Consider the following 21,414-nt stretch of genomic DNA (forward strand, 5'->3'; position numbering starts at 1 on the left):
CAATTTGTCCAATGCCCCACTCCTGCGCGCTTGACAGATCACCGACTATTGAGGTGACATATTGTATGATCCACGGATCATCGCAAGCGAAATTACGCAGCCGGAGCCGACATGATGACTTCATCGATCGCGGCGGTTGAACGGGATGCGAGGCTGGTGAACGCGCGGCATCACGGGGTGAACCCCGGAGAGATCGCCATCGGCGTGATCATCGGCAGGACGTCCGAATTCTTTGACTTTTTCGTCTACGCCATTGCTTCCGTGATCGTCTTCCCGAAGCTGGTGTTTCCCTATGTCGATCCGTTGACCGGGACGCTCTGGTCCTTCGCGATCTTCGCGCTGGCCTTCGTCGCGCGACCGATCGGCACCTTCATCTTCATGGCCGTCGACGACCGCTACGGGCGCAGCGCCAAGCTGACCATCGCCCTGTTCCTGCTGGGCGGGTCGACGGTGTCGCTGGCCTTCCTGCCGGGATACGAGACCATCGGCGTGGCGTCGGCCTGGCTGCTGGCGCTGTCGCGCGTCGGGCAGGGTGTGGCGCTGGGCGGCACCTGGGACGGGCTGGCCTCGCTTCTGGCGATGAACGCGCCGGAGAACCGGCGCGGCTGGTACGCGATGATCCCGCAGCTGGGCGCGCCCATCGGCCTGATCGTGGCCAGCGGCCTGTTCGCCTACATGGTCAACAGCCTGTCGGCGGAGGATTTCTTCGACTGGGGCTGGCGCTATCCCTTCTTCGTGGCCTTCGCCATCAATGTGGTCGCCCTGTTCTCCCGCCTGCGGCTGGTGCAGACGCCGGAGTTCGAACGCCTGTTCCTGAACCGCGAACTCCAGCCGGCGCCGGTGCTGGAAACCTTGCAGATGGAAGGCAGGCGCGTGGTGATCGGGGCCTTCGCCCCGCTGGCGAGCTTCGCCCTGTTCCACATGGTGACCGTCTTCCCGCTGTCCTGGATCTTCCTCTATGCCCGACAGGAGACCGGGGTCTTCCTGATGATCGAGGTGATCGCCGCCGTCTTCGGTACGTTCGCCATCATCGCCTCGGGCTTCATCGCCGACCGGGTCGGGCGGCGGACGCTTCTCGGCACCTGCGCCGCGGCGATCGCGGTGTTCAGCGGCTTCGCCCCGATGCTGCTCGACGCCGGCAAGATCGGCGAACTGGTGTTCATGGTGCTGGGCTTCGTCATCCTCGGCCTGTCCTTCGGCCAGTCTTCGGGGTCGGTGGCGTCGGGTTTCAGCCAGCAATACCGCTACACCGGGTCGGCGATGACGTCCGATCTGGCCTGGCTGTTCGGGGCCGGCTTCGCCCCCTTCGTCGCCTTGTTCCTGTCCAGCCATTTCGGGCTGATCGCGTCCGGCCTCTATCTGCTGTCGGGCGCGGTCTGCACGCTGGTGGCGCTCAGGATCAACAAGACGTTGTCCTCCTGACGGCTCCCGCCGCCCGCCCGCCATGCTTACGGCGGGCGGGCGGCGGTCAGGAAGCCGGGGACTGGAACCGCAGACACTGGGCCGCGGCCTGCCAGCCGGTGGGGAAGATGTCGCCCAGGAACAGGACCTGTTCGTCGGTCAACCCGTCGGGAATCTTGATATGGGTGCGGTCGGCGAAGGGCACCCGCACATAGTCGGCCTGCCCGCCGGCATAGCCGCCGGTCAGGTGGGTATAGCCGAACAGCCCGGCGGTGGTGTGGCCGAAGACCTTGTCGGCCAGCGCCTTGTTGCGGTTGGTGCGTTCGCAGACCGAATAGTTGCCGCGCCGGCACTGGTCGCAGTCGCCGCACCAGATGGTGAAGGGAACCACCACCCGCTCGCCGGTCCTCAGCGCGCTTCTGGCCTCGGCCCCGACCTCCACCACCTCGCCCATGAATTCATGGCCGATGATGTCGCCCTTCTCCATGCCCGGCATGACATGGTCGTGCAGATGCAGGTCGGACCCGCAGATGGCGCAGGTCGTCACCTTGACGATGGCGTCGCGCGGATGCTCGATCACCGGATCCGGAACCGTGTCGTAGCGGATGTCATTGGCGCCATGCCAGACCAGTGCTCTCATCGATGCGTTTCCCTGTCAGCCGTGTGTATGGTGATCTTCGGCAACAGGGCCGGCGGCCGGAGCGTTCCGCCTCACTCCAGCCCCTGGTCGGAAGGGGGGAGGGGTCAGAGGATCAGCGCCTTTTCGCGGGCGACGCCGCCGGACATGCGGGCGGTCTGGCCGTCGTCGAGGCTGTTGCGCAGGGCGGGGAAGTCGATCTCCTCCTCCTGCCGGACATGGCCGTCGATGATGCGCTTGAGGTCCAGCGCCACGGCGAGCCAGCGCGGATCGTCCTTCGGCGTCTGTTCCAGGGCGAACAGATGCATCTTGATCTCGGCATGCTCGCCATAGAGATGCCTGGCGTCCTCCTCCTTCCGCGCCTGGTCGTGCAGCAGCGGATAGACGACGTCCTCCTCCGCCATGGCGTGGGCGGCGAGCCGGCGCTTCAGGCGCAGCAGCAGCTGGGTGCGGCGGCCCGGCGCATCCATCGGGGTCTGCACCATCTCGGCCAGCAGGGACTGGATGTTGCGGTGGTCGTCGATCAGCGCGTCGATGCCGTCGCGGCCGGCGGCATGGCGGGCGGTCCCCGCCAATTGCGCAACCACCGGCGGCAGCAGCCGGCTCGCCACCAGCGCCAGCGCCGCTCCGCCGGCCATCATCGCCAGCCCGCGCGCCGACAGCCAGCCCGTATCCTCTTCATTCCAATGGTCTGCTTCAGAACCGCGTGCCATTTCGTGGGTCCTTCCCGTTGGTTGGCTTCTCCGGCTCCCCAACAGGCGCGCAGGACCGGCGTTCCGGCCGCGGGCGGACGGTCGTCACCAGCAGGTGGAGCCGCATCAGGGCGATGAAGAACAGGCGCGATCGCGGGATTTTGCGGGAGCCGTCGGCAAGCGCGCCCAAGGGAGGAGGAAATCGTCGCTCGGCATCGCACCGTTGACGAACGCATGGAGGTTATGCGTTTTGGGAATCCCTCGGTTCCGCCAGGATTATTGTTCTGGAGGCGGAGAGTATTCTAAGGTCAGGCTACCCCTATTGCGGGCATGGCGCAGGCGCCATCCCGGCAGAGACCAGCTTCAGGCCCCCCGGTGACCCGACGGTGATGGCGTCCTCTCACATAATCGTCGGTGGCGCCACCTGGTTCTACCTGTCGAGCCGGTATGGGATGACCTTCGACGCGGTCGCCTTCGGCGCGGCGATTCTGGGAGCGCTGGCGCCGGACATCGACCACCCGAAATCGACGCTGGGACAGATGGTTAGGCCACTGTCCACCGCGATCTCCGGCATCTTCGGCCATCGCGGCGTCACCCATTCCGCCCTTGCCATCGCCGGCTGCCTGTGGATCCTGCACGAGCATGCGGCCTATCAGCGTCTGCTGATCCCCTTCATCGTCGGCTATCTCACCCATCTGGCCGGCGATCTGCTGACCCCGGCCGGCTTGCCGCTGCTGTGGCCGATCAAGCGGCGGCGCAATTTCGCGCTGCCGATCCTGAAGACCGGCGGTTTTTCCGAACAGCTGGCGGTCACGCTGATGGCGGGCTGGATGATCTCCGGACTGTTCGCCGGAGGCTGGTCGGACCTGCCGTTGCAGAAGTCCCTGAGTTCGGTCGTCGCCGCCGCCCAGACCTATCTGGGGGAGGGCGGCACGGAAAAGGCGGCCCCGCCGGTCCCCTTGCGCAAGCCGTCGGAAGGCGGCCGGACGAAGCCGTTGAAGGGTTGAATCCCGGCTTTTCGGGCCGCTGGCCCGCCCTTCCGTAAATCCGTTGGAAGATGGCGCTCCATCCTTGGAGATCATCGGCGATTGCCCAGGATTTCCGTTTTTCATTCCGGAAATCCGGGATCGATGAATCCGCGCGGCCAGAAACCGGCCGTAAGTTCTGAAATCATGCTGTATGACCAGTATAATATTCGATAAAACTGTTATTCATAAGAATAATATTCCGTAAAATCGTAGAAATACCAGATGGAAAAGATCCGGGACTATCGGTTAGCCTGACAGGCGTCGGAGCGGCCCGCCAGACCGCCGGACACCGCTTTCCAAAGCCTCCGACCCCGCCCCCCGACCGGAGCCAGCCGCCATGAGCCAGATGGCCATCCCCCCGATGATCGACCCGAGCGTCTCCCCCGCTGCCGAATTTTCTCCGGACAGCGGGACCGGCCCCTTCGCCGCCTTCGCTCCCGTCGTTCGCCCGGCCAGCCCGTTGCGTCAGGCGATCACCGCCGCCTATCGCCGGCCGGAGCCGGACTGCGTGGCCTGGCTGGTGGAACAGGCGGCGTTGCCGGCCGAGGTGACCGCTGCCGCGGCCCGGACCGCGCGTTCACTGATCGCGGCCTTGCGCGCCAGGCCGCAGGGGCGTGGGGTCGAGGGGCTGATCCACGAATACAGCCTGTCCAGCCAGGAGGGCGTGGCGCTGATGTGCCTGGCGGAGGCGCTGCTGCGCATCCCCGATCGCGCCACCCGCGACGCGCTGATCCGCGACAAGATCGCCGGCGGCGACTGGCGCGCCCATCTCGGCAACAGCCCGTCGCTGTTCGTCAACGCCGCGACCTGGGGGCTGCTGGTCACCGGCAAGGTCACCGGTGTGCTGGGCGACCATTTCGGCGGCGAACAGGCGCTGTCCTCGGCGCTGACCAAGCTGATCCTGCGCGGTGGCGAGCCGCTGATCCGCCGTGGCGTCGATTTCGCCATGCGGATGATGGGCGAGCAGTTCGTTACCGGCCAGACCATCGACGAGGCGCTGGCCAACAGCCGCGGGATGGAGGCCGAGGGTTTCCGCTATTCCTACGACATGCTGGGCGAGGCGGCGACCACCGCCGCCGATGCCGACCGCTATTACGCCGATTATGAAAAGGCCATCCACGCCATCGGCAAGGCGTCGGCCGGGCGCGGCATCCATGACGGCCCCGGCATCTCGATCAAGCTGTCGGCCCTGCACCCGCGCTATTCCCGCGCTCAAGGACAGCGCGTGATGGCGGAGCTGCTGCCGCGCGTCACCGAACTGGCCCGGCTGGCCCGCCGCTACGACATCGGCCTGAACATCGACGCCGAGGAGGCCGACCGGCTGGAGCTGTCGCTCGACCTTCTGGAATCGCTCTGTTTCGATCCGGATCTGGCGGGCTGGAACGGCATCGGCTTCGTCGTCCAGGCCTATGGCAAGCGCTGCCCCTACGTCATCGACTTCGTCGTCGATCTCGCCCGGCGCAGCGGCCATCGTCTGATGATCCGGCTGGTCAAGGGCGCCTATTGGGACAGCGAGATCAAGCGCGCCCAGGTCGACGGGCTGGAGGATTTCCCGGTCTACACCCGCAAGCTGCACACCGACGTGTCCTATGTCGCCTGCGCCCGCCGGCTGCTCGGCGCCCCCGACGCGGTGTTCCCGCAATTCGCCACCCACAACGCCCAGACGCTGGCGACCATCCACCGCATGGCCGAGCATCTGAATCCCGCCGGTTTCCAGGTCGGCCAGTACGAGTTCCAGTGCCTGCACGGCATGGGCGAGCCGCTCTACAAGGAAGTCGTCGGCCCGTTGAAGCGGCCCTGCCGCGTCTATGCCCCGGTCGGTACCCATGAGACGCTGCTGGCCTATCTGGTCCGCCGCCTGCTGGAGAACGGCGCCAACAGCTCCTTCGTCAACCGCATCGCCGACAAGAGCGTGTCGATCGACGATCTGGTCGCCGATCCCGTGGCGCAGGCGAGCGCCACCCTGCCGCTGGGCGAACGGAATCCGCTGATCGCCCTGCCGAAGGATCTCTTCGGGGCGGAGCGGGCGAACTCCGCCGGGCTCGACCTGTCGAACGAGACCACGCTGGCCGGGCTGTCCGCCGCGTTGCGCGACAGTGCCGCCATCGCCTGGACCGCCGCCCCGCTGCTGGCGGACGGCGAGCGCCGAGGGGAGCATCCCGGCAAGGCCCGGCCGGTGCTGAACCCGGCCGACCGTCGCGACATCGTCGGCCGCCGCGTCGATGCCGGCCCGGCCGACATCGCCGACGCCTTCCTGTTCGCCGAGGCGGCGGCGCCGGTCTGGGCTGCAACCCCGCCGGCCGAACGCGCCGCCTGCCTGTTCCGCGCCGCCGACGCGATGCAGGCGCGCCTGCCGACCCTGCTCGGCCTGATCATCCGCGAGGCCGGCAAATCCACCGCCAACGCCATCGCCGAGCTGCGCGAGGCCATCGACTTCCTGCGCTATTACGGCGCCCAGGTCCGCGACCGCTTCGCCAACGACACCCATCTGCCGCTGGGGCCGGTGGTCTGCATCAGCCCGTGGAACTTCCCGCTCGCCATCTTCACCGGTCAGGTCGCCGCGGCGCTGGCCGCCGGCAATCCGGTGCTGGCCAAGCCGGCGGAGGAAACCCCGCTGGTCGCGACGGAGGCCGTGCGCATCCTGCGCGCCGCCGGGGTGCCCGCCGGCGCGGTGCAGCTTCTGCCCGGTGCCGGGGAGGTCGGTGCCGCCCTGGTCGGCCATGCCGGCACCCGCGCGGTGATGTTCACCGGTTCCACCGAGGTCGCCCGCCTGATCCAGCGCCAACTGGCCGAGCGGCTGTCGCCCGACGGCGCGCCGATCCCGCTGATCGCCGAGACCGGCGGCCAGAACGCCATGATCGTCGACAGCTCGGCCCTGGCCGAGCAGGTGGTGGCCGACGTCATCGCCTCGGCCTTCGACAGCGCCGGCCAGCGCTGCTCCGCCCTGCGCATCCTCTGCCTACAGGAGGATGTCGCGGACCGCACCCTGACCATGCTGAAGGGCGCGATGCGCGAGCTGGGCATCGGCAGCCCCGACCGTCTGGCGGTCGATGTCGGCCCGGTGATCACGGCGGAGGCGCGCGACGGCATCCTGCGCCATATCGAGGCGATGCGGGCCAAGGGCCGCCGGGTGGAGTCGCTGCCGCTGCCGGCGGAGACCGGCCATGGCACCTTCGTCGCGCCGACCATCATCGAGATCGACCGCATCGCCGATCTGGAGCGCGAGGTGTTCGGGCCGGTCCTGCATGTGCTGCGCTTCCGCCGTGACGATCTCGACCGGCTGGTCGACGCCATCAACGGCACCGGTTATGGCCTGACCTTCGGCCTGCACACCCGCATCGACGCCACCATCGACCGGGTGACCAGCCGGATCGAGGCCGGCAACCTGTATGTCAACCGCAACACCATCGGTGCGGTGGTGGGCGTCCAGCCCTTCGGCGGCCATGGCCTGTCCGGCACCGGACCGAAGGCCGGCGGCCCGCTGTACCTGTCGCGCCTGCTGTCCGTCCGTCCGCTTCCTGATCTCGGCGTTCGCGGCGGCACCGAGCGAGCGCTCGCTCACAATTTCGCCGGCTGGCTCGCCGACCAGGGCAAGGCGGCGATCGCCACCGAGGTCCGGGCGCTGGCGAAGCACTCCCCCGTCGGCGGCCGCACCGAACTGGCCGGTCCGGTGGGGGAAAGCAATGTCTACAGCCTGATGCCGCGTGGCCGCATCCTGCTGCTGCCGCGGACGGAGGACGGGCTGTACCGCCTGTTGGGAGCGGCACTCGCAACCGGCAACGAGGTGGTGGTGGATGGCGACACCGCCGTCACCGCCGGGTTGACGCGCCTGCCGCCGGAGGTCGCCGCCCGTGTCCGGGTGAGCCCGAGCTGGACATCGTTCGGACCGCTGGCCGGCGCGCTGGTGGAAGGCGAGTCCGAGCGTCTGCTCGCCGCCAATCGCCGCATCGCCGAGCTGCCCGGCCCCATCGTCCTGACCCAGGGGGTACCCACCGGCGGCAAGGGGGTGGAGATCGCCTGGCTGATGAACGAGCGCTCCGTCAGCACCAACACCACGGCGGCCGGTGGCAACGCCAGCCTGGTGGCGATGAGCTGAACGGGCTGCGCCAGAGGAGCTGAACCGGCCATGCGCGTGCGGCGGCAAGAGCGCCCGCTCCACGCGCATGCCTGCCATCCTCGCCGCCGTGCGGTACGCCTACGGACGATGCGGTTAAGGTTCCGAACCGTCACCGTTGCCGTTCGGATTCCCGATGCGCCTGATCTTCCTGCTTGGCCTCGCCGGCTTCGCCAGCGCCTTCTCCCTGCGCACCACCGATCCGATGCTGACACTGATCGCCGATGATCTCGACGTGACGGTGCGGCAGGCGGCCCTGCTCGCCTCCGCCTACACGCTGCCCTATGCCCTGATGCAGGTCGTGCTGGGGCCGGTGGGCGACGCCATCGGCAAGTCGCGGCTGGTCCGGCTGGCCCTGTCGGTGCTGACCGTCGGTCTGGTGCTGTCCACCATCGCGCCGAGCTACGGCACGGTGATGGCCGGGCGTATCCTGGCCGGCGCCTTCGCCGGCGGCATCATCCCGGCCTCCATGGCGCTGATCGGCGACCGCGTGCCCTATGAGGAGCGCCAGATCGCCATCAGCCGTTTCCTGCTGGCGGTGATCTTCGGGCAGATGTCGGGTTCCGCCGTGTCGGGGGCGCTGGCCGAGGCCTTCGGCTGGCGGGCGGTGTTCGGCCTGTCCGCCGGCGTGACGGCGCTGATCTGCGCCGCCGCCCTGATCGGGCTGGCGCGCGAGGTGGAACCCCGCTCCCCCCTGTCGGTCGCCGACGCGCGGCGGCGCTATGCCACCGTGCTGACGAACCCGGCCTCGCTGTTCGTCTTCGCCACCGTGGCGGGGGAGGGGTTGCTGATCTTCGGCGTCTTCCCCTTCGTGGCCCCGGTGCTGATCGAACATGGCGCCGCCGGCGCCTTCCAGGCCGGGCTGACCATCGCCGCCTTCGCCATCGGCGGCGTGGTCTACAGCACGGTGGTCCGGCGGCTGATCGCCTCGCTCGGCCAATGGGGCATGATGAAGGCCGGCGGTCTGGCCGCCGGCCTGGCCTATCTGGTCATCGCCTTCCCGGTGCCCTGGCCGGTGGTGAGCCTCGCCTTCCTGGTCGCCGGCTTCGGCTTCTACATGCTGCACAACACCATGCAGACCCAGGCGACGGAGCTGGCCCCGACCGCCCGCGGCTCGGCGCTGGCCCTGTTCGCGTCGAGCTTCTTCCTGGGGCAGGGGATCGGGCCGGTGCTCTATGGATACATCTCCACCCACACCGGCTTCGGCCCGCTGTTCCTCGGCGTCGGCCTGCTCACCGCCGGGCTGGGCTTCGCCTCGGTCCGGCTGATCCGGCGGGGGCGGGCATAGCGACGGTCACAGGCAGGCCCGGATGTAGGGCCGGTTCGCCTCCCACAGCTCATCCAGGATGGCGGCGGCGGCGGCGCTGGAATTCACGACGGGATCGATCAGCAGCGCCTGCAAGGCCAGCTCCTTCGATCCGCGCAGCGCCGCCTCCACCGACAGTTGCTGCACGTTGGCCTGGACCGACAGCAGCTTCAGGATGCCGTCGGGCAGCCGTCCGAGCGAGACCGGATGGACACCGGCGGCGTCGGCCACCAGCGGCACCTCCACCGCCAGCTCGTCGGGCAGGCCGGGGATGACGCCGCGGTTGATGACGATGCCGCTTTCGATGAAGCGCTTCTGGTTGTGCAGCTGGCCCGCGATCACCGCCACCGCCCGCTCGCCCCAGGACGGTCTGGTCCAATCATCTGGGATCGGCCTGCTGCCGTCGATGACGCCATCCATCAGGTCGCGCAAGATGACGCGCCCCTCCTCGTCATGTTTGAAGTCGAAGCCGTGTTCCCCGGCCTCCCAGCCATAGGGCAGGAATTCGCCGGTGTGGTCGTCGCTGGGGGTGACCCACAGGCCGAAGGCATGGAACAGGCGGCGCGCCAGCGGAGTGAAGGACGGATCGTGCGTCGCCTCCCTCTCGCGAAGCAGGGGATAGAGGTCGCGGCCCGTCGCCTTCTCGCGGATCGCGGTCAGCCATTGGAAATGGTTCAGCCCGGCGCCCCAGACATCGACCTCCTTCTCCGCCATGCCCAGGATCTGGCAGATGAACCAGCGCGCCAGGAAGATGCCGTGGCAGAGCCCGAGCGTCCGCACATTGGTGCAGCGCGACAGGCCCAGCACGATGCGGCTTTCCGGATTCGACAGGTTGATGAACAGGGCGTCGGGGCAGATCGCTTCGACGTCGCGGGCGATGTCGACGATCAGCGGCAGGGTGCGGAGCGTGAAGAACAGCCCGCCGGGGCCGCCATTCTCGCCCAGCGTGTGGCGGATGCCATGCTTCCTCGGCACCTCGAAATCCAGCTTCCACAGCCGGTTGCGGTCGATGGCGATGGCGCACAGCACGAAACCGGCGCCCTGGAGGGCGGCCTTGCGGTCGGTGGTCTTCTCGATGGTGAGGCCGGCATTCCCGTGGCGGTTCAGCACATCCGCCAGCGCCGCCATGCGGTCGAGCGCTTCCACATTGGTGTCGACCAGCGTCAGGGTGCTGCCGGCCAGCTCCGTGGTGGAGAACAGATCCTGGAACAGGCTGAGGCCGAAGGCGGCGCTGCCGGCGCCGATGAAGACGATCTTGGTGGTGTTGGGCATGGTGGGTTTCCTCCGCAAACGGAGCGGCTGACCGCCGTCTTGTGGACACAAGGCTACGCCCTTCGGACGGCGCCGCCCATAGGCTGCGCCACCGCGTCGCGCCCGGACCATTCGTGTGCTTGTCCCATGGCGCCGGGCGGCCGGCTGCGGCATGCTGGGGAAAACGAACCAATCCCTTGGGAGGACGACAATGGACAGCTTCAGCCAGCCCGTGTCCCTGGCCGACGATGCCAAGCCGCTGAGTTTCCCGCCGGATTTCCGCTGGGGCGCCTCGACCGCCTCCTACCAGATCGAAGGGGCGGTGGAGGCCGACGGGCGTGGGCCCTGCGTGTGGGACACCTTCACCGCCCAGGGCCGCATCATGGACGGCAGCAGTGCGGCGGTGGCCTGCGACCATTACCACCGCTATCCGGAAGACATCGCGCTGATGAAGGCGGCCGGCTTCGACAGCTACCGCTTCTCCATCGCCTGGCCGCGCATCCTGCCGACGGGCACCGGGGCGGTGGAGACGCGCGGCCTCGATTTCTACGACCGGCTGGTCGATGGGCTGCTGGAGGCGGGAATCACGCCGATGGCCTGCCTCTATCATTGGGATCTGCCGCAGCCGCTGGAGGATGCCGGCGGCTGGCAGGGGCGGGAGATCATCGGACCCTTCGCCGACTACGCCCGCATCGTCACCGCCCGGCTGGCCGACCGGGTCAAGACCTGGATGATGCTGAACGAACCCAATGTCGTCGCGATCTTCGGCTATGGCGTCGGCGAGCACGCCCCCGGCCACAGGCTGGGCGAACAGGGCATCCTGCGGGCCCTGCATCACCAGAATCTGGCTCAAGGGGCGGCGCTGCGCGCCATCGCGGCGGAGCATTCCGGCCTGACGCTGGGCACCGTCCTGAACCTGCAACCCGCCGTTCCCGACAGCGACCGTCCGGAGGACATCGCCGCCGCCGCCCGCTGGGATGCGGTGTGGAACCGGGTGACGCTGGACGGGCTGATGCGCGGACGGATCCCGGCGTTGCTGGCCGACAAGATGGCCGGCTTCGTGCTGCCCGGCGACGAGGAGGCGATCCGCTATCCCATCGACCTGCTGGGCATCAACTACTACTCCCGCATGACGATGAAGCATGAGGCGGGACGGCCCTTCGAGGTCGGCTGGGGCGAAGCGCGCTGCCGGCGCTGGACCGGCATGGCCTGGCCGGTGCAGCCGGAGGGGCTGTACGAGCTGCTGAGCGAATTCCGCACCGACTACGGCAATCCCGCCGTCTTCATCGCCGAAAATGGCTGCGCCTATGACGACGTGGTGACGCCGGACGGCCAGATCCACGATGCCGAGCGGGTGCTGTTCTACCGCGAGCACCTGGAATCGGTGGCGCTGGCGCTGGCCGACGGCTGCAACGTCACGGGCTATCTGTGCTGGAGCTTGCTGGACAATTTCGAGTGGGCCTTCGGCCTGTCGAAACGGTTCGGCATCGTGCGCGTCGATTACGACACGCTGGAGCGCACGCCGAAGGACAGCTACCGCTTCCTGGCCGAGGTTGTGAGAACCGGAAGACTTTGACCGATATCTTCCCGCCGCCCCTGTACTTTCGGCATGTCGCACCCTATTCGTTAGTCATACGGACGGTGATGGATCAAGGGCGGAGGCCCGGATGGGCGGCATGACCGACAAGACAGGCGGCGGCGGGCGCGCCGGAAATGACGGTATGAGGACGGGTGGCGAGGCGCCCAGCTTCGCCCGCCGTTTCCTGCGGCTGGCCGGCGGCTATTGGCAGGGACGGTCGCGGGTGACCGTCTGGGCGCTGACCGTGGCGCTGGTGGTGCTGACCATCGGACAGGTCTCGGTCCCCGTCCTGATCAATCTGTGGAGCGAGCGGCTGTTCGACGCGCTCGAACAGCGCTCCATGGACCGTTTCCTCACCATGATCGGCTTCGTCGGGCTGATCATCCTCTACAACATCGTCATCGTCGTGCTGCATCTGCGGGTGAAGCGGCGGTTGCAGATGGGCTGGCGCGACTGGCTGACCCGCAAGCTGCTGGAGGATTGGCTGCGCCGGGGCCGCCATCACCAGATCGCCTATATGCCGGGGGAGCACGACAACCCCGACGGCCGCATCGCCGAGGACATCCGCATCACCGCCGAGATGGCGATCGAGCTGGGCCATTCGCTGACCTATTGCGCCCTGCTGCTGATCAGCTTCACCAACATCCTGTGGATGCTGTCCGGCACCCTGCCGGTCACGCTGTTCGGAACGGAGCTGGCGGTGCCGGGCCATCTGCTGTTCGTGGCTCTGCTCTATGCCGCGGTGGGCACCACCATCGCCATGCTGATCGGCCAGCCGCTGGTCAATGCCGTCAACCGCCGTCAGGGTTACGAGGCCGATTTCCGCTTCGCGTTGGCCCGCATCCGCGAGAACGGCCAGACCATCGCCCTGCTGCATGGGGAATCGGCCGAGCGCGGCCATCTCGCCAGCCTGTTCGGCGGGGTGGTGCGGGGCTGGACCGGGCAGACCCGCGCGCTCAGCCACATGATGGTGTTCAGCGCCAGCTATTCCGTGCTGTCCGCCGCCTTTCCGACCCTGGTCGCCGCCCCGCGCTACATCGCCGGCACCATCTCGCTGGGGGTGCTGATGCAGACGGCGCAGGCCTTCCAGCAGACGGTGGGGGCGCTGTCCTGGCCGATCGACAATCTGCCGCGCGCCGCCGAATGGCGGGCGTCGGTGGAGCGCGTGCTGAACCTGCATGACGCGCTGCTGCGGCTGGACCGCGAGGTCTGCGACGTGCCGGATGCCCATATCCAGGTCGTGCGCGCGGACGAACACAGCACCCTGACCTTCGCCGGTGTTGCCATCGACGAGCCGAACGGCACGGCCGTCGTCCATCCCTTCGACCTGGAGGTGCGGCCGGGCGACCGCGTGCTGATCGGCGGCGATCCGTCGGCGACCATCCGCCTGTTCCGCGCCGTGGCCGGCGTCTGGCCCTGGGGCCGTGGCCGGATCACCCTGCCGGCCCACACCCGCGTGTTCTTCATGCCGGAACGCCCCTATCTGCCCCATGCCAGCCTGCGCGCCGTTCTGGCCTATCCCGGAGCCGCCTCCTCGGTCGGCGACGAGCAGGCGGTGGCGGCGCTGCTCAGTGTCGGATTGCCCGATCTCGTCGGACGGCTGGACGATCTGGACCATTGGGACGAGGCGTTGTCGGTGCCCGAACGCCAGCGCCTGGGCTTCGCCCGGCTGCTGATCCGCCGTCCCGACTGGATTTTCCTGGAGGACGCCACCGACAGCCTCGACCCCCCGGCGGAGGAGGAGCTCTTGTCGCTGATGGAGCGGGAGTTGCCGCACGCCACCTTGCTGACCATCGGCCACCATGCCGCCTTGGACGCCCACCATGGCCGCAAGCTGGTGCTGGAGCGGACCAACGGCGCCGTCACCCTGCGGGAGGAGGCGCGGGATGCCCAGCCGGTGGCGGAGAGTGCCGCGTAACAGTCGTTCCGGTGTCCCGGAACCTTGGAACGCCTTCCAAAAGCTGCCACACTGCGCGGCGGACACCGTTCGTACCCACAGCATCGCCGCCCGCCAACCATGGATATGAGCGTGAAGAAGACCAGCATCAACGCGGCATGGCGGGGGCTGGCGAATTGTCGGGGATGCGGGATCCGGGACTCCGCGCTGTTCGCCGATCTGACGGAACCCGATTTCAACCTGATCCATCTGCCGATCGACGAGATGACGGTGGCGCCGGGATCGGCGCTCTACCATGTCGGTGACGAGCCGGCGGCGCTGTTCACGGTCCGCAGCGGGCTGGTGAAGCTGGTCCAATATCTGCCGAACGGCGGCCAGCGCATCGTCCGGCTCTTACGCACCGGGGACACCGCCGGGCTCGAGGCGGCGCTGGGCGAACCCTATCGCCATACCGCCATCGCCATCCATCCCGTCCTGACCTGCCGCATCCCCCGCGCCGTGATCCAGCGCCTGTCGGAGGAGACCCAGCATCTGCACCAGCAGCTGATGCGGCGCTGGCATCAGGCGGTCGAGCGGGCCGACGCCTTCCTGGTCGAACTCGGCACCGGCAGCGCCAGGGCGCGGGTCGCTCGGCTGTTCCTGACCCTGGTGGACGATCTCGGCGAATGCGATTTCTTCGGGCGGGAGGATGTCGGCGCCGTGCTGGGCATCACCACCGAGACCGCCAGCCGCGTCGTCGCCGAGCTGAAGCGGCAGGGCCTGCTGGAGGAACAGCGGCCCAACCGCTTCCGCTGCGACACCGCCGCCCTGCGCGAACTGGCGGACGGGCCGTAGCCCGCGCCCTGTCCGGCGGAGGGGCGGGCGCCGTCAAGCCGCCCGCATCTCCCGCACCAGCCCGTCGACCTGACCGGCCAGAGTCCGCAGCTGGTCCTGCACGGTGGAGGAGGCGGTCAGCACGCGGTTGGCCGAATCCCCCGACTCCCGCGCCGCGTCGGCGACGGAATCGATGTTGCCACGCACATGCTGGGTGCTGTTCGCCGCCTCGCCGACATTGCGGGCGATCTCGCGGGTGGCGGCGCTCTGCTGTTCCACCGCGGCGGCGATGGTGGCGGCGATCTCGTTCACCTCACGGATGGTGCCGGCGATGGAGCGGATGGCGTCCACCGCATCCTGGGTCACCGACTGCATGGCGGCGATCTGGGCGGAGATGTCCTCCGTCGCCTTGGCGGTCTGGGTGGCGAGGCCCTTCACCTCGCTGGCCACCACGGCGAAGCCCTTGCCGGCCTCCCCGGCGCGGGCCGCCTCGATGGTGGCGTTCAAGGCCAGCAGGTTGGTCTGGCCGGCGATGGACTGGATCAGCCCGACCACCTCGCCGATGCGGCCGGCGGTCTGGGCCAGCCCCTCGACCGTGCGGTCGGTTCGTTCGGCCTCGTCGGCGGCCTTGCGGGCGATCCGGCTGGAGACCTGGACCTGGCCGCCGATCTCCTGGATGGAGGCCGACAATTCCTCCGTCGCGGCGGCGACCGCCTTGACGTTGCCTTCCGCCTGAAGGGAGCTGCCGGCGGCGGTCGTCGCCTCCCCGGCGGTAAGGTCGGCGCTCCGGGTCATGCGCTCGGCCATGTCCTGCATCTCGCCGGCGGCCTGCGCGACGCGGTCCAGCACGGTGCGGACGCCGCTCTCGAAATTCTCCGCCATCTCGACCATGGCGCGGCGGCGTTCGCCGGCGGCGCGGCCGCGTTCCGCCTCGGCGCGGGCGTTGGCGGCCCTGGCCTCGTCGGCGGTGTCGCGGAAGACGCTCAGGGCGCGGGTCATGTCGCCGATCTCGTCGGCGCCGGCGGCGGGGATCGGCGCGTTCAGATCGCCGGCGGCGATCGCCCGCATGGCGTCGGACAGGGCGCTCAGCCGGGCGACGATGTGGCGGCCCACCACCAGCCAGGCCAGCGCCACGGCGCCGACCAGGCTGCCGGCGGCGAACAGGACCAGCATGTTCCGGCCGGCGGCGATGACGCCTTCGGTCCCGGTGACCGCCGTCTTCGCCTCCTCGCGCATCGCGGCGATCTCGCGGTCGACGGTGGCTGAGAAGCGCTGGGCCAGTTGGCGGCTCTCGGCGAGCATCCGCTTGGTATCGGCCGTCGAGGTCAATTCGGCGCGGCGCAGGGCGATGACCCCTTCCTCCCCCCGGCCGAATCCGATCAGCGCCTTCACCAGGGCGGCCAGCACCTCGGTCCCCGCGGCATTGTCGCCGGTTTGCCCGCGCAATTTGCCGATGCGCTCATAGAGCGACGAGGAGGCGGTGGCGAAGCGCTTTTCCAGAAGGTCCAGCCGGGCGGCATCGGGGGCCTGGGCCGCCTCGTTCAACGCGCCGGTCAGGGCGGTGCCGTAGGTCGACAGTTCCAGGTTGGTGCGGAATTGTTCCAGCCCCTGGCCGAGCAGATCCTGGATGGCCTCCTGGACCTGGGAACGGATGTCGAAATTGGCGCGCTTGATGTCGCTCTGCACCTTGCGCAACGGCGGCGCCAGCCCGTCGATCAGTTGGGCGGCCTGCGTCCGGGCGGCGGCCAGCCGCTCGGCCAGCCGCCTGTCCGACCCGGCGCCGCCGGTCCCATCCAACGCCGCGCGGCGCAGGTCGAAGACATTGTCCTGGCCATAGCCGAACAGGAACAGCGCCTCGATCTTGCCGGCGGTGTCGGCGGGCAGACGGTCGCCCAGCGTACCGAGCGTTCCGGTCACCTGCGACGACGCCTCCAGATAGGCCTGCTGCCGATCTCCGATCTCCTTGGCGTCCTGTGCCGTGCCGGAGCGGTTCATGGCGTCGAGCGCGCGGGCGATCCCGCCGCGCAGGTCGTAGAGCGCGATCATCGAGCGCACGGCGTCCGACAGCGTTCCCATGTCGCGGTCGGTGCCGCCGTCGAGCGCCATGCCCTTTTGTTGCAGGGACTCCCCGGCGCCATCGACGAGCGGGGCCAGCGTCTTGAGGAAGCCGTCATAGGTCTGGGCGAGGCGGGTGGAGGCCGCCTCGCGCCGATCATGCAGGGACAGGCGGCGGGCAACGGCGTCGTTGATCCGGTCGAGCGTGGCGATCAGCGCATTGCCGGTCTCGCGCACCTCCGACAGCAGCGGGTCCTGCGGCCGGCGCCCGGCCATTTCGTCCACCAGCGACAGGAAGCCGCGGGCATGGTCCCGAGCCTCGGCCTGGAGCCGTTCCCGCTCCTCCTGGCTGTCGACGCCGTCCAGCGCGGGAGCCGCCGAGGCGATGCCGCCGCTCTCGGCGGCCAGCCGGGTGGCCAGTTCCATCTCCGGCAGGCTGGTGTCGGCGATCTGGGCCATGGGCCGCTCGACCGCGGAGAAGGACATCAACCCGACGGCGCTGGCCGCCACCGTCATCGCCGCCATGCCGGCGAAGGCCAGCATCAGCTTGGCCCGCACGCCGAGACGACGGTGGCGACCGTGGCGGTCGGCGCCGGGCTGCGGATTGACGGGTGCGGCGGTGGTCATGGCGTCGGGTTCCCCTTGGGAGCGGGTGTGGTCGCTGGTCGTCCGGCACGAAACTGGTCCGGGCGCCGGCGGCTTTTCCCGGGCCGCAAGTCCGCATTGTGCGCAATCAAGGTTTCATGGACTGCGGGATGTGCTTGCGACCATCGGTCGCGCCGGCCTTTCCATGCTTTTCAACGGAAGGAGGCGTCGTCAATGAATTTTCCGCTGATAAGAAAAGATAGTTACGATTATTCCGATATTCGGAAGATATACGCCAAAAGGGCAGAAAATTTTCTGATTGTCGAAGGTTGTTGCGCATCCATGGGCCTGGGCCGGACGGTGGGAGGGCGGGAAGCCCGCCCCGCCGGTGGACCGTCACGCCCAGGCCTATGCATCCGGGTCATGGCCATAGCGGGCAGCACCAAAGGCACCACGGCCATCGACCGACCCCATCCCTGTGCTTACCCCCACCGGCGAAAAAGCCATCACTTGGATAGCGGCGCGGCCATACCGATGCCGAGTGGAAGCGCCGTGGTGGCGTGGCTAGCTTGGGGTCAGCACCGTTTCCAAAGGATTTTCGACAATGCCGCAGGATGCCAGCCCGCCCTTCGCCGCTCCGTCCGCCGTTCCGTCCTTTGCGGGCCCCATGACCGCGGCCAGCCCGCCTTCCGCAACCGCCGGGGCTGACGACGGGATGGTCGCCGGCATCCGCTCCGTCCTGGCGGAATGCGGCGGGCTCGCGGTCGATGCCGGGACGCTCGCCATCGATGACGACCTTTATGCCGCTGGCCTGACCTCGCATGGCTGTGTCGGGCTGATGCTGGGGCTGGAGGAGCAGTTCGACGTCGAGTTTCCCGACAGGTTGCTGAACCGCCGCACCTTTGAAAGCATCGCCGCCATCCGCGATGCGGTGCGCGGCCTGATCGACGGGGGCGAGGCGTGACCGCCGCCCTGGCCGCTTTGGCCGAGCCGGTGTCGGCCCCGGTCAACGTCGCGGCCCGCGCGCGCGCCATCGGTGCGGACATCGCCGCGCGCCATGCCGAGGCCGTCGACCGCGACGGCCGCTTCCCCAGCGAAGCCTTCGACGCCTTGCGGGAGCAGAAGCTGCTGGGTGCCATGGTGCCGGCCGACCTTGGTGGCGGCGGAGCCTCCCTGTTCGAGGTGGCGGCCGCCTGCCATGCGCTGGCCCGCGGCTGCGCCGCCACCGGCATGATCTATGCCATGCACCAGATCCAAGTCGCCTGTCTGCTCGACCACGGCGGCAACGGCTGGCATCGCGCCCTGATGTCGCGCATCGCCGCCGAACAGCTCCTCCTCGGCTCGGCCACGACGGAGGCGGAGACCGGCGGCGACATCCGTAACAGCGTCTGTGCCGTCCATGCGGAGGACGAGCGCTTCACCCTGGCGAAGAACGCGTCGGTGATCTCCTACGGCGACCAGTCGGACGTCATCCTGGTCACCGCCCGCAGCAATCCCGACGCCCCGTCGTCGGATCAGGTGCTGGTGGTGGTGACGAAGGACGATTATCGGCTGGAGAAGACGACGCGCTGGGACGCGATGGGCATGCGCGGCACCTGCTCCGACGGCTACCGGCTGGAGGCGGCGGGCGTTCTCGACCAGATCCTGCCGCTGCCCTACGCCGACCTGTCGGCCCGGACCATGCTGCCGGTGACCCATATCCTGTGGAGCAGCTGCTGGCTCGGCATCGCCGCCGACGCGGTCAGCCGCGCCCGCGCCTTCGTCCGCTCGGAGGCCAAGCGCAAGCCGGGCACCACCCCGGCCTCGGCGGTGCGGCTGGCCGAGGCGACGGCGAAGCTCCAGCAGATGAAGGCCGTCATCCTCGCCGCCATCCGCCGGTACGAGCTGGCCAGCGGCTCGCCGGAGCAGCTCACCGCCCTGTCCTTCGCCACCGCCATGGCCACGCTGAAGGTCACCACCTCGGAGCTGGTGCGCGAGGTGGTGGAGGCGGCGATCCGCACCTGCGGGCTCGCCGGCTACCGCAACGACACACCCTACAGCCTGGGCCGCCATCTGCGCGACGCCCAGTCCGCCGCGCTCATGATCGGCAACGACCGCATCATGGCGCACATCTCCACCCAGCTTCTCGTCCAGCGGGACGGATCGGGGCCATTCGAATGAACATGGTCGACATCACGGCCGCCCAGGCCGCCTATCGTGACGAGCTGGTGAAAGCCGGCCTGCTGATCCCCACCGGGGTGGACGGTCTCTATGGCCGCAGCGGCGTCTTCGAGGATGTGGTGGAGCGCTTCGACGCGCTGGTCACCCGCTGGGGCGGCCGGGACGGGGCGGAGGTGATGCGCTTCCCGCCGGCCCTGAACCGCCGCTATTTCGAGGAAAGCGAATATCTGAAGAGCTTTCCCCATCTGGCCGGCACCATCCACAGCTTCGGCGGCGACGAGAAGGCGCACCGTACCCTGTTGCGCCGGCTGGAGGAGGGGCAGGACTGGACCGAGGATCAGGTGGCGACCGACGTGGTGATGACGCCGGCCGCCTGCTATCCGGTCTATCCGACCATCGCCCGGCGCGGCGCGCTGCCCGGCGAGGGCAGGCTGATCGACGTTTTCTCCTACTGTTTCCGGCATGAGCCGTCGATCGACCCCGCCCGCATGCAGCTGTTCCGCATGCGCGAGTACATCCGTATCGGCACCCCCGATCAGGTGGTCGAGTTCCGCGAGCTGTGGCTGGAGCGTGGCCGCGCGATGATGGGCTCGCTGGAGGTGCCGCTCGATGTCGATGTCGCCAACGACCCCTTCTTCGGACGGGCCGGCGCCATGCTGTCGAACAGCCAGCGCGAGCAGAAGCTGAAGTTCGAACTGCTGATCCCGATCACCAGCCATGAGAAGCCGACCGCCTGCCTCAGCTTCAACTATCACCAGGACCATTTCGGCCATCTGTGGGACATCCGCACCGACGACGACGGCGTCGCCCACACCGCCTGCGTCGGCTTCGGCATGGAGCGGGTGGCGCTGGCGCTGTTCCGCCACCATGGCTTCGACACCGCGCGGTGGCCGGCGTCGGTGCGCAAGGTGCTGTGGGGGTGAGCGGCGCCATGTGGACGCGGCACCCGCCCGACGGCTACGACCCCCACCCCCTGCATCGGGGTGAGCGCATCTGGCCGGAGACCAACTGCTACGTCGATCTGTGGATCGAGGCGCTGCACGCCCGCGGGCTGGAGCCGCGGGCGATGCTGGGCTTCACCGTCACCCAGGATTTCGAAGGCGACCAGTTCACCTTCTTCAAGGTGCCGCTGGAGGATCTGGAGACGCTGTACGGCCTGCGCGTCCAGGAGTTGGCGATCTATGACGGCGTCGAGGCCCATGTGGCGGAGCAGTTGCGGCGAAGCGCTCATGGCGGGCTGGTGCTGGTGGAGGTCGACGGCTTCCACCTGCCGGACACCCGTGGCACCTCCTACGGCACCACCCATGTCAAGACCACGGTCGGCATCGTCCGTATCGACCCGGCCGCACGGGTGATGGAGTATTTCCACAATGCCGGCTTCCATCGGCTGGAGGGAGCCGATTACGAGGGTGTCATGGCGGCGGCGGCCGGGCCGCTCTTCCCCTATGTCGAGTTCGTGAAGCCCGGCCGGCCGGCGCTGGAAGGCGGGGCGCTGGTCACCGCGTCGCTCGACCTGCTGCGCCGCCACCTCGCCCGCCGGCCGGCCGGCAATCCGATGGCGGCCTACCGCGCCGCGTTTCCGGAGCATCTGGAGCGGCTTCTCGCCCGCTGGTCGGTGGGCGATCCGATGGCGTATTTCCACCTCTACGCCTTCAATCTGCTGCGCCAGTTCGGCGCCAATTTCGAACTGCTGGGCGCCCATCTCCGCTGGCTCGACGGCCCGGCCGACGCGGTGGAGGGGTGCCGATCGATCGCGGAAGCCGCCAAGGCCATGCAGTTCCAGCTTGCCCGCACCGTGGCCCGGCGCAAGCTGCCCGACCTCACCGATGGCTTCGACCGGCTGGAGCGCGACTACGACACCGTCCTGGGCGGTCTGGCCCGCCGATACGGGTAGCG

14 protein-coding genes and 1 pseudogene are annotated in these 21,414 nt (G+C 68.8%); 11 read left to right on the forward strand and 4 right to left on the reverse strand.

The genetic code is table 11. The features are described from left to right. Positions 1-111 precede the first annotated feature (111 nt). Complete coding sequence (locus AZL_RS30775; RefSeq protein ID WP_012978275.1) at positions 112-1,422, forward strand: MFS transporter; 1,311 nt, start codon at positions 112-114, stop codon at positions 1,420-1,422. A gap of 73 nt (positions 1,423-1,495) precedes the next feature. Here the strand turns inward: AZL_RS30775 and AZL_RS30780 are convergent. Continuing rightward, positions 1,496-2,041 (reverse strand): annotated as a pseudogene (locus AZL_RS30780) (alcohol dehydrogenase catalytic domain-containing protein); the annotation flags it as partial. Positions 2,042-2,145: 104 nt separating this feature from the next. After that, on the reverse strand, positions 2,146-2,751 hold the full coding sequence (locus tag AZL_RS30785; RefSeq protein ID WP_012978277.1) for a hemerythrin domain-containing protein: 606 nt from the start codon (positions 2,749-2,751) through the stop codon (positions 2,146-2,148). A 368-nt stretch (positions 2,752-3,119) separates the two neighbouring features. Here AZL_RS30785 and AZL_RS30795 point away from each other — a divergent pair, with 368 nt between their 5' ends. The 3 genes from AZL_RS30795 (at position 3,120) to AZL_RS30805 (ending at position 9,160) form a co-directional block, all read left to right on the forward strand. Next, a complete protein-coding gene (locus tag AZL_RS30795) occupies positions 3,120-3,737 on the forward strand; it encodes a metal-dependent hydrolase (protein WP_086935512.1) in 618 nt (205 codons plus the stop codon). 382 nt (positions 3,738-4,119) lie between these two features. Beyond that, positions 4,120-7,854 carry a trifunctional transcriptional regulator/proline dehydrogenase/L-glutamate gamma-semialdehyde dehydrogenase gene (gene putA / locus AZL_RS30800; protein WP_012978279.1) on the forward strand — a complete coding sequence of 1,245 codons (3,735 nt, stop codon included), beginning with the start codon at positions 4,120-4,122 and terminating at the stop codon, positions 7,852-7,854. 154 nt (positions 7,855-8,008) lie between these two features. Continuing rightward, positions 8,009-9,160 (forward strand): MFS transporter, encoded by a 1,152-nt coding sequence (locus AZL_RS30805; RefSeq protein ID WP_012978280.1) that lies wholly within the window; start codon positions 8,009-8,011, stop codon positions 9,158-9,160. A 6-nt stretch (positions 9,161-9,166) separates the two neighbouring features. Here AZL_RS30805 and AZL_RS30810 read toward each other — a convergent pair whose 3' ends face one another. Further along, positions 9,167-10,450 carry an alpha-galactosidase gene (locus AZL_RS30810; RefSeq protein WP_012978281.1) on the reverse strand — a complete coding sequence of 428 codons (1,284 nt, stop codon included), beginning with the start codon at positions 10,448-10,450 and terminating at the stop codon, positions 9,167-9,169. Positions 10,451-10,640: 190 nt separating this feature from the next. Between AZL_RS30810 and AZL_RS30815 the strand changes: the two genes are divergently transcribed. The 3 genes from AZL_RS30815 to AZL_RS30825 all read left to right on the forward strand — a co-directional run bounded on the left by AZL_RS30815 (position 10,641) and on the right by AZL_RS30825 (position 14,739). Next, a complete protein-coding gene (locus AZL_RS30815) occupies positions 10,641-12,005 on the forward strand; it encodes a GH1 family beta-glucosidase (RefSeq protein WP_042446577.1) in 1,365 nt (454 codons plus the stop codon). A gap of 100 nt (positions 12,006-12,105) precedes the next feature. After that, positions 12,106-13,926, forward strand: a complete 1,821-nt coding sequence (locus AZL_RS30820; protein WP_247894572.1) for an ABC transporter ATP-binding protein/permease — start codon at positions 12,106-12,108, stop codon at positions 13,924-13,926. Between the two features lie 105 nt (positions 13,927-14,031). Continuing rightward, positions 14,032-14,739: a Crp/Fnr family transcriptional regulator gene (locus AZL_RS30825; RefSeq protein ID WP_247894573.1), complete on the forward strand. Its 708-nt coding sequence runs from the start codon at positions 14,032-14,034 to the stop codon at positions 14,737-14,739. Between the two features lie 33 nt (positions 14,740-14,772). Here the strand turns inward: AZL_RS30825 and AZL_RS30830 are convergent, their stop codons facing one another. Further along, the gene (locus AZL_RS30830; protein WP_012978285.1) at positions 14,773-17,400 is read right to left on the reverse strand and encodes a methyl-accepting chemotaxis protein; all 2,628 of its coding nucleotides are present in this window, start codon (positions 17,398-17,400) and stop codon (positions 14,773-14,775) included. Positions 17,401-18,073: 673 nt separating this feature from the next. On the opposite strand from AZL_RS30830, the gene AZL_RS30835 reads away from it, so the two are divergent. From AZL_RS30835 to AZL_RS30850, 4 genes are read left to right on the forward strand one after another with little or no spacing between them, the layout of a single operon-like run. After that, positions 18,074-18,322 carry an acyl carrier protein gene (locus AZL_RS30835; protein WP_012978286.1) on the forward strand — a complete coding sequence of 83 codons (249 nt, stop codon included), beginning with the start codon at positions 18,074-18,076 and terminating at the stop codon, positions 18,320-18,322. Next, positions 18,319-19,518, forward strand: coding sequence for an acyl-CoA dehydrogenase family protein (locus AZL_RS30840; protein WP_012978287.1), 1,200 nt, complete (start codon positions 18,319-18,321; stop codon positions 19,516-19,518). The genes AZL_RS30835 and AZL_RS30840 overlap by 4 nt, the downstream gene beginning before the upstream one ends. Further along, positions 19,515-20,441 carry an amino acid--[acyl-carrier-protein] ligase gene (locus tag AZL_RS30845; protein ID WP_012978288.1) on the forward strand — a complete coding sequence of 309 codons (927 nt, stop codon included), beginning with the start codon at positions 19,515-19,517 and terminating at the stop codon, positions 20,439-20,441. Before AZL_RS30840 ends, AZL_RS30845 begins: the two co-directional genes overlap by 4 nt. Positions 20,442-20,449: 8 nt before the next feature. After that, positions 20,450-21,412 (forward strand): DUF1839 family protein, encoded by a 963-nt coding sequence (locus AZL_RS30850; protein WP_012978289.1) that lies wholly within the window; start codon positions 20,450-20,452, stop codon positions 21,410-21,412. The last annotated feature ends 2 nt before the right edge of the window (positions 21,413-21,414 follow it).

Origin of the sequence: Azospirillum sp. B510 (assembly GCF_000010725.1) — a bacterium.
Taxonomy (GTDB): Bacteria; Pseudomonadota; Alphaproteobacteria; order Azospirillales; family Azospirillaceae; genus Azospirillum; species Azospirillum lipoferum_B.

Coding starts and splice junctions, on each gene's coding strand:
- AZL_RS30775 (WP_012978275.1), top strand. CDS start 112: ATGATGACTTCATCGATCGCGGCGGTTGAACGGGATGCGAGGCTGGTG.
- AZL_RS30785 (WP_012978277.1), bottom strand. CDS start 2,751: ATGGCACGCGGTTCTGAAGCAGACCATTGGAATGAAGAGGATACGGGC.
- AZL_RS30795 (WP_086935512.1), top strand. CDS start 3,120: ATGGCGTCCTCTCACATAATCGTCGGTGGCGCCACCTGGTTCTACCTG.
- putA (WP_012978279.1), top strand. CDS start 4,120: ATGATCGACCCGAGCGTCTCCCCCGCTGCCGAATTTTCTCCGGACAGC.
- AZL_RS30805 (WP_012978280.1), top strand. CDS start 8,009: ATGCGCCTGATCTTCCTGCTTGGCCTCGCCGGCTTCGCCAGCGCCTTC.
- AZL_RS30810 (WP_012978281.1), bottom strand. CDS start 10,450: ATGCCCAACACCACCAAGATCGTCTTCATCGGCGCCGGCAGCGCCGCC.
- AZL_RS30815 (WP_042446577.1), top strand. CDS start 10,641: ATGGACAGCTTCAGCCAGCCCGTGTCCCTGGCCGACGATGCCAAGCCG.
- AZL_RS30820 (WP_247894572.1), top strand. CDS start 12,106: ATGACCGACAAGACAGGCGGCGGCGGGCGCGCCGGAAATGACGGTATG.
- AZL_RS30825 (WP_247894573.1), top strand. CDS start 14,032: ATGAGCGTGAAGAAGACCAGCATCAACGCGGCATGGCGGGGGCTGGCG.
- AZL_RS30830 (WP_012978285.1), bottom strand. CDS start 17,400: ATGACCACCGCCGCACCCGTCAATCCGCAGCCCGGCGCCGACCGCCAC.
- AZL_RS30835 (WP_012978286.1), top strand. CDS start 18,074: ATGGTCGCCGGCATCCGCTCCGTCCTGGCGGAATGCGGCGGGCTCGCG.
- AZL_RS30845 (WP_012978288.1), top strand. CDS start 19,515: ATGAACATGGTCGACATCACGGCCGCCCAGGCCGCCTATCGTGACGAG.
- AZL_RS30850 (WP_012978289.1), top strand. CDS start 20,450: ATGTGGACGCGGCACCCGCCCGACGGCTACGACCCCCACCCCCTGCAT.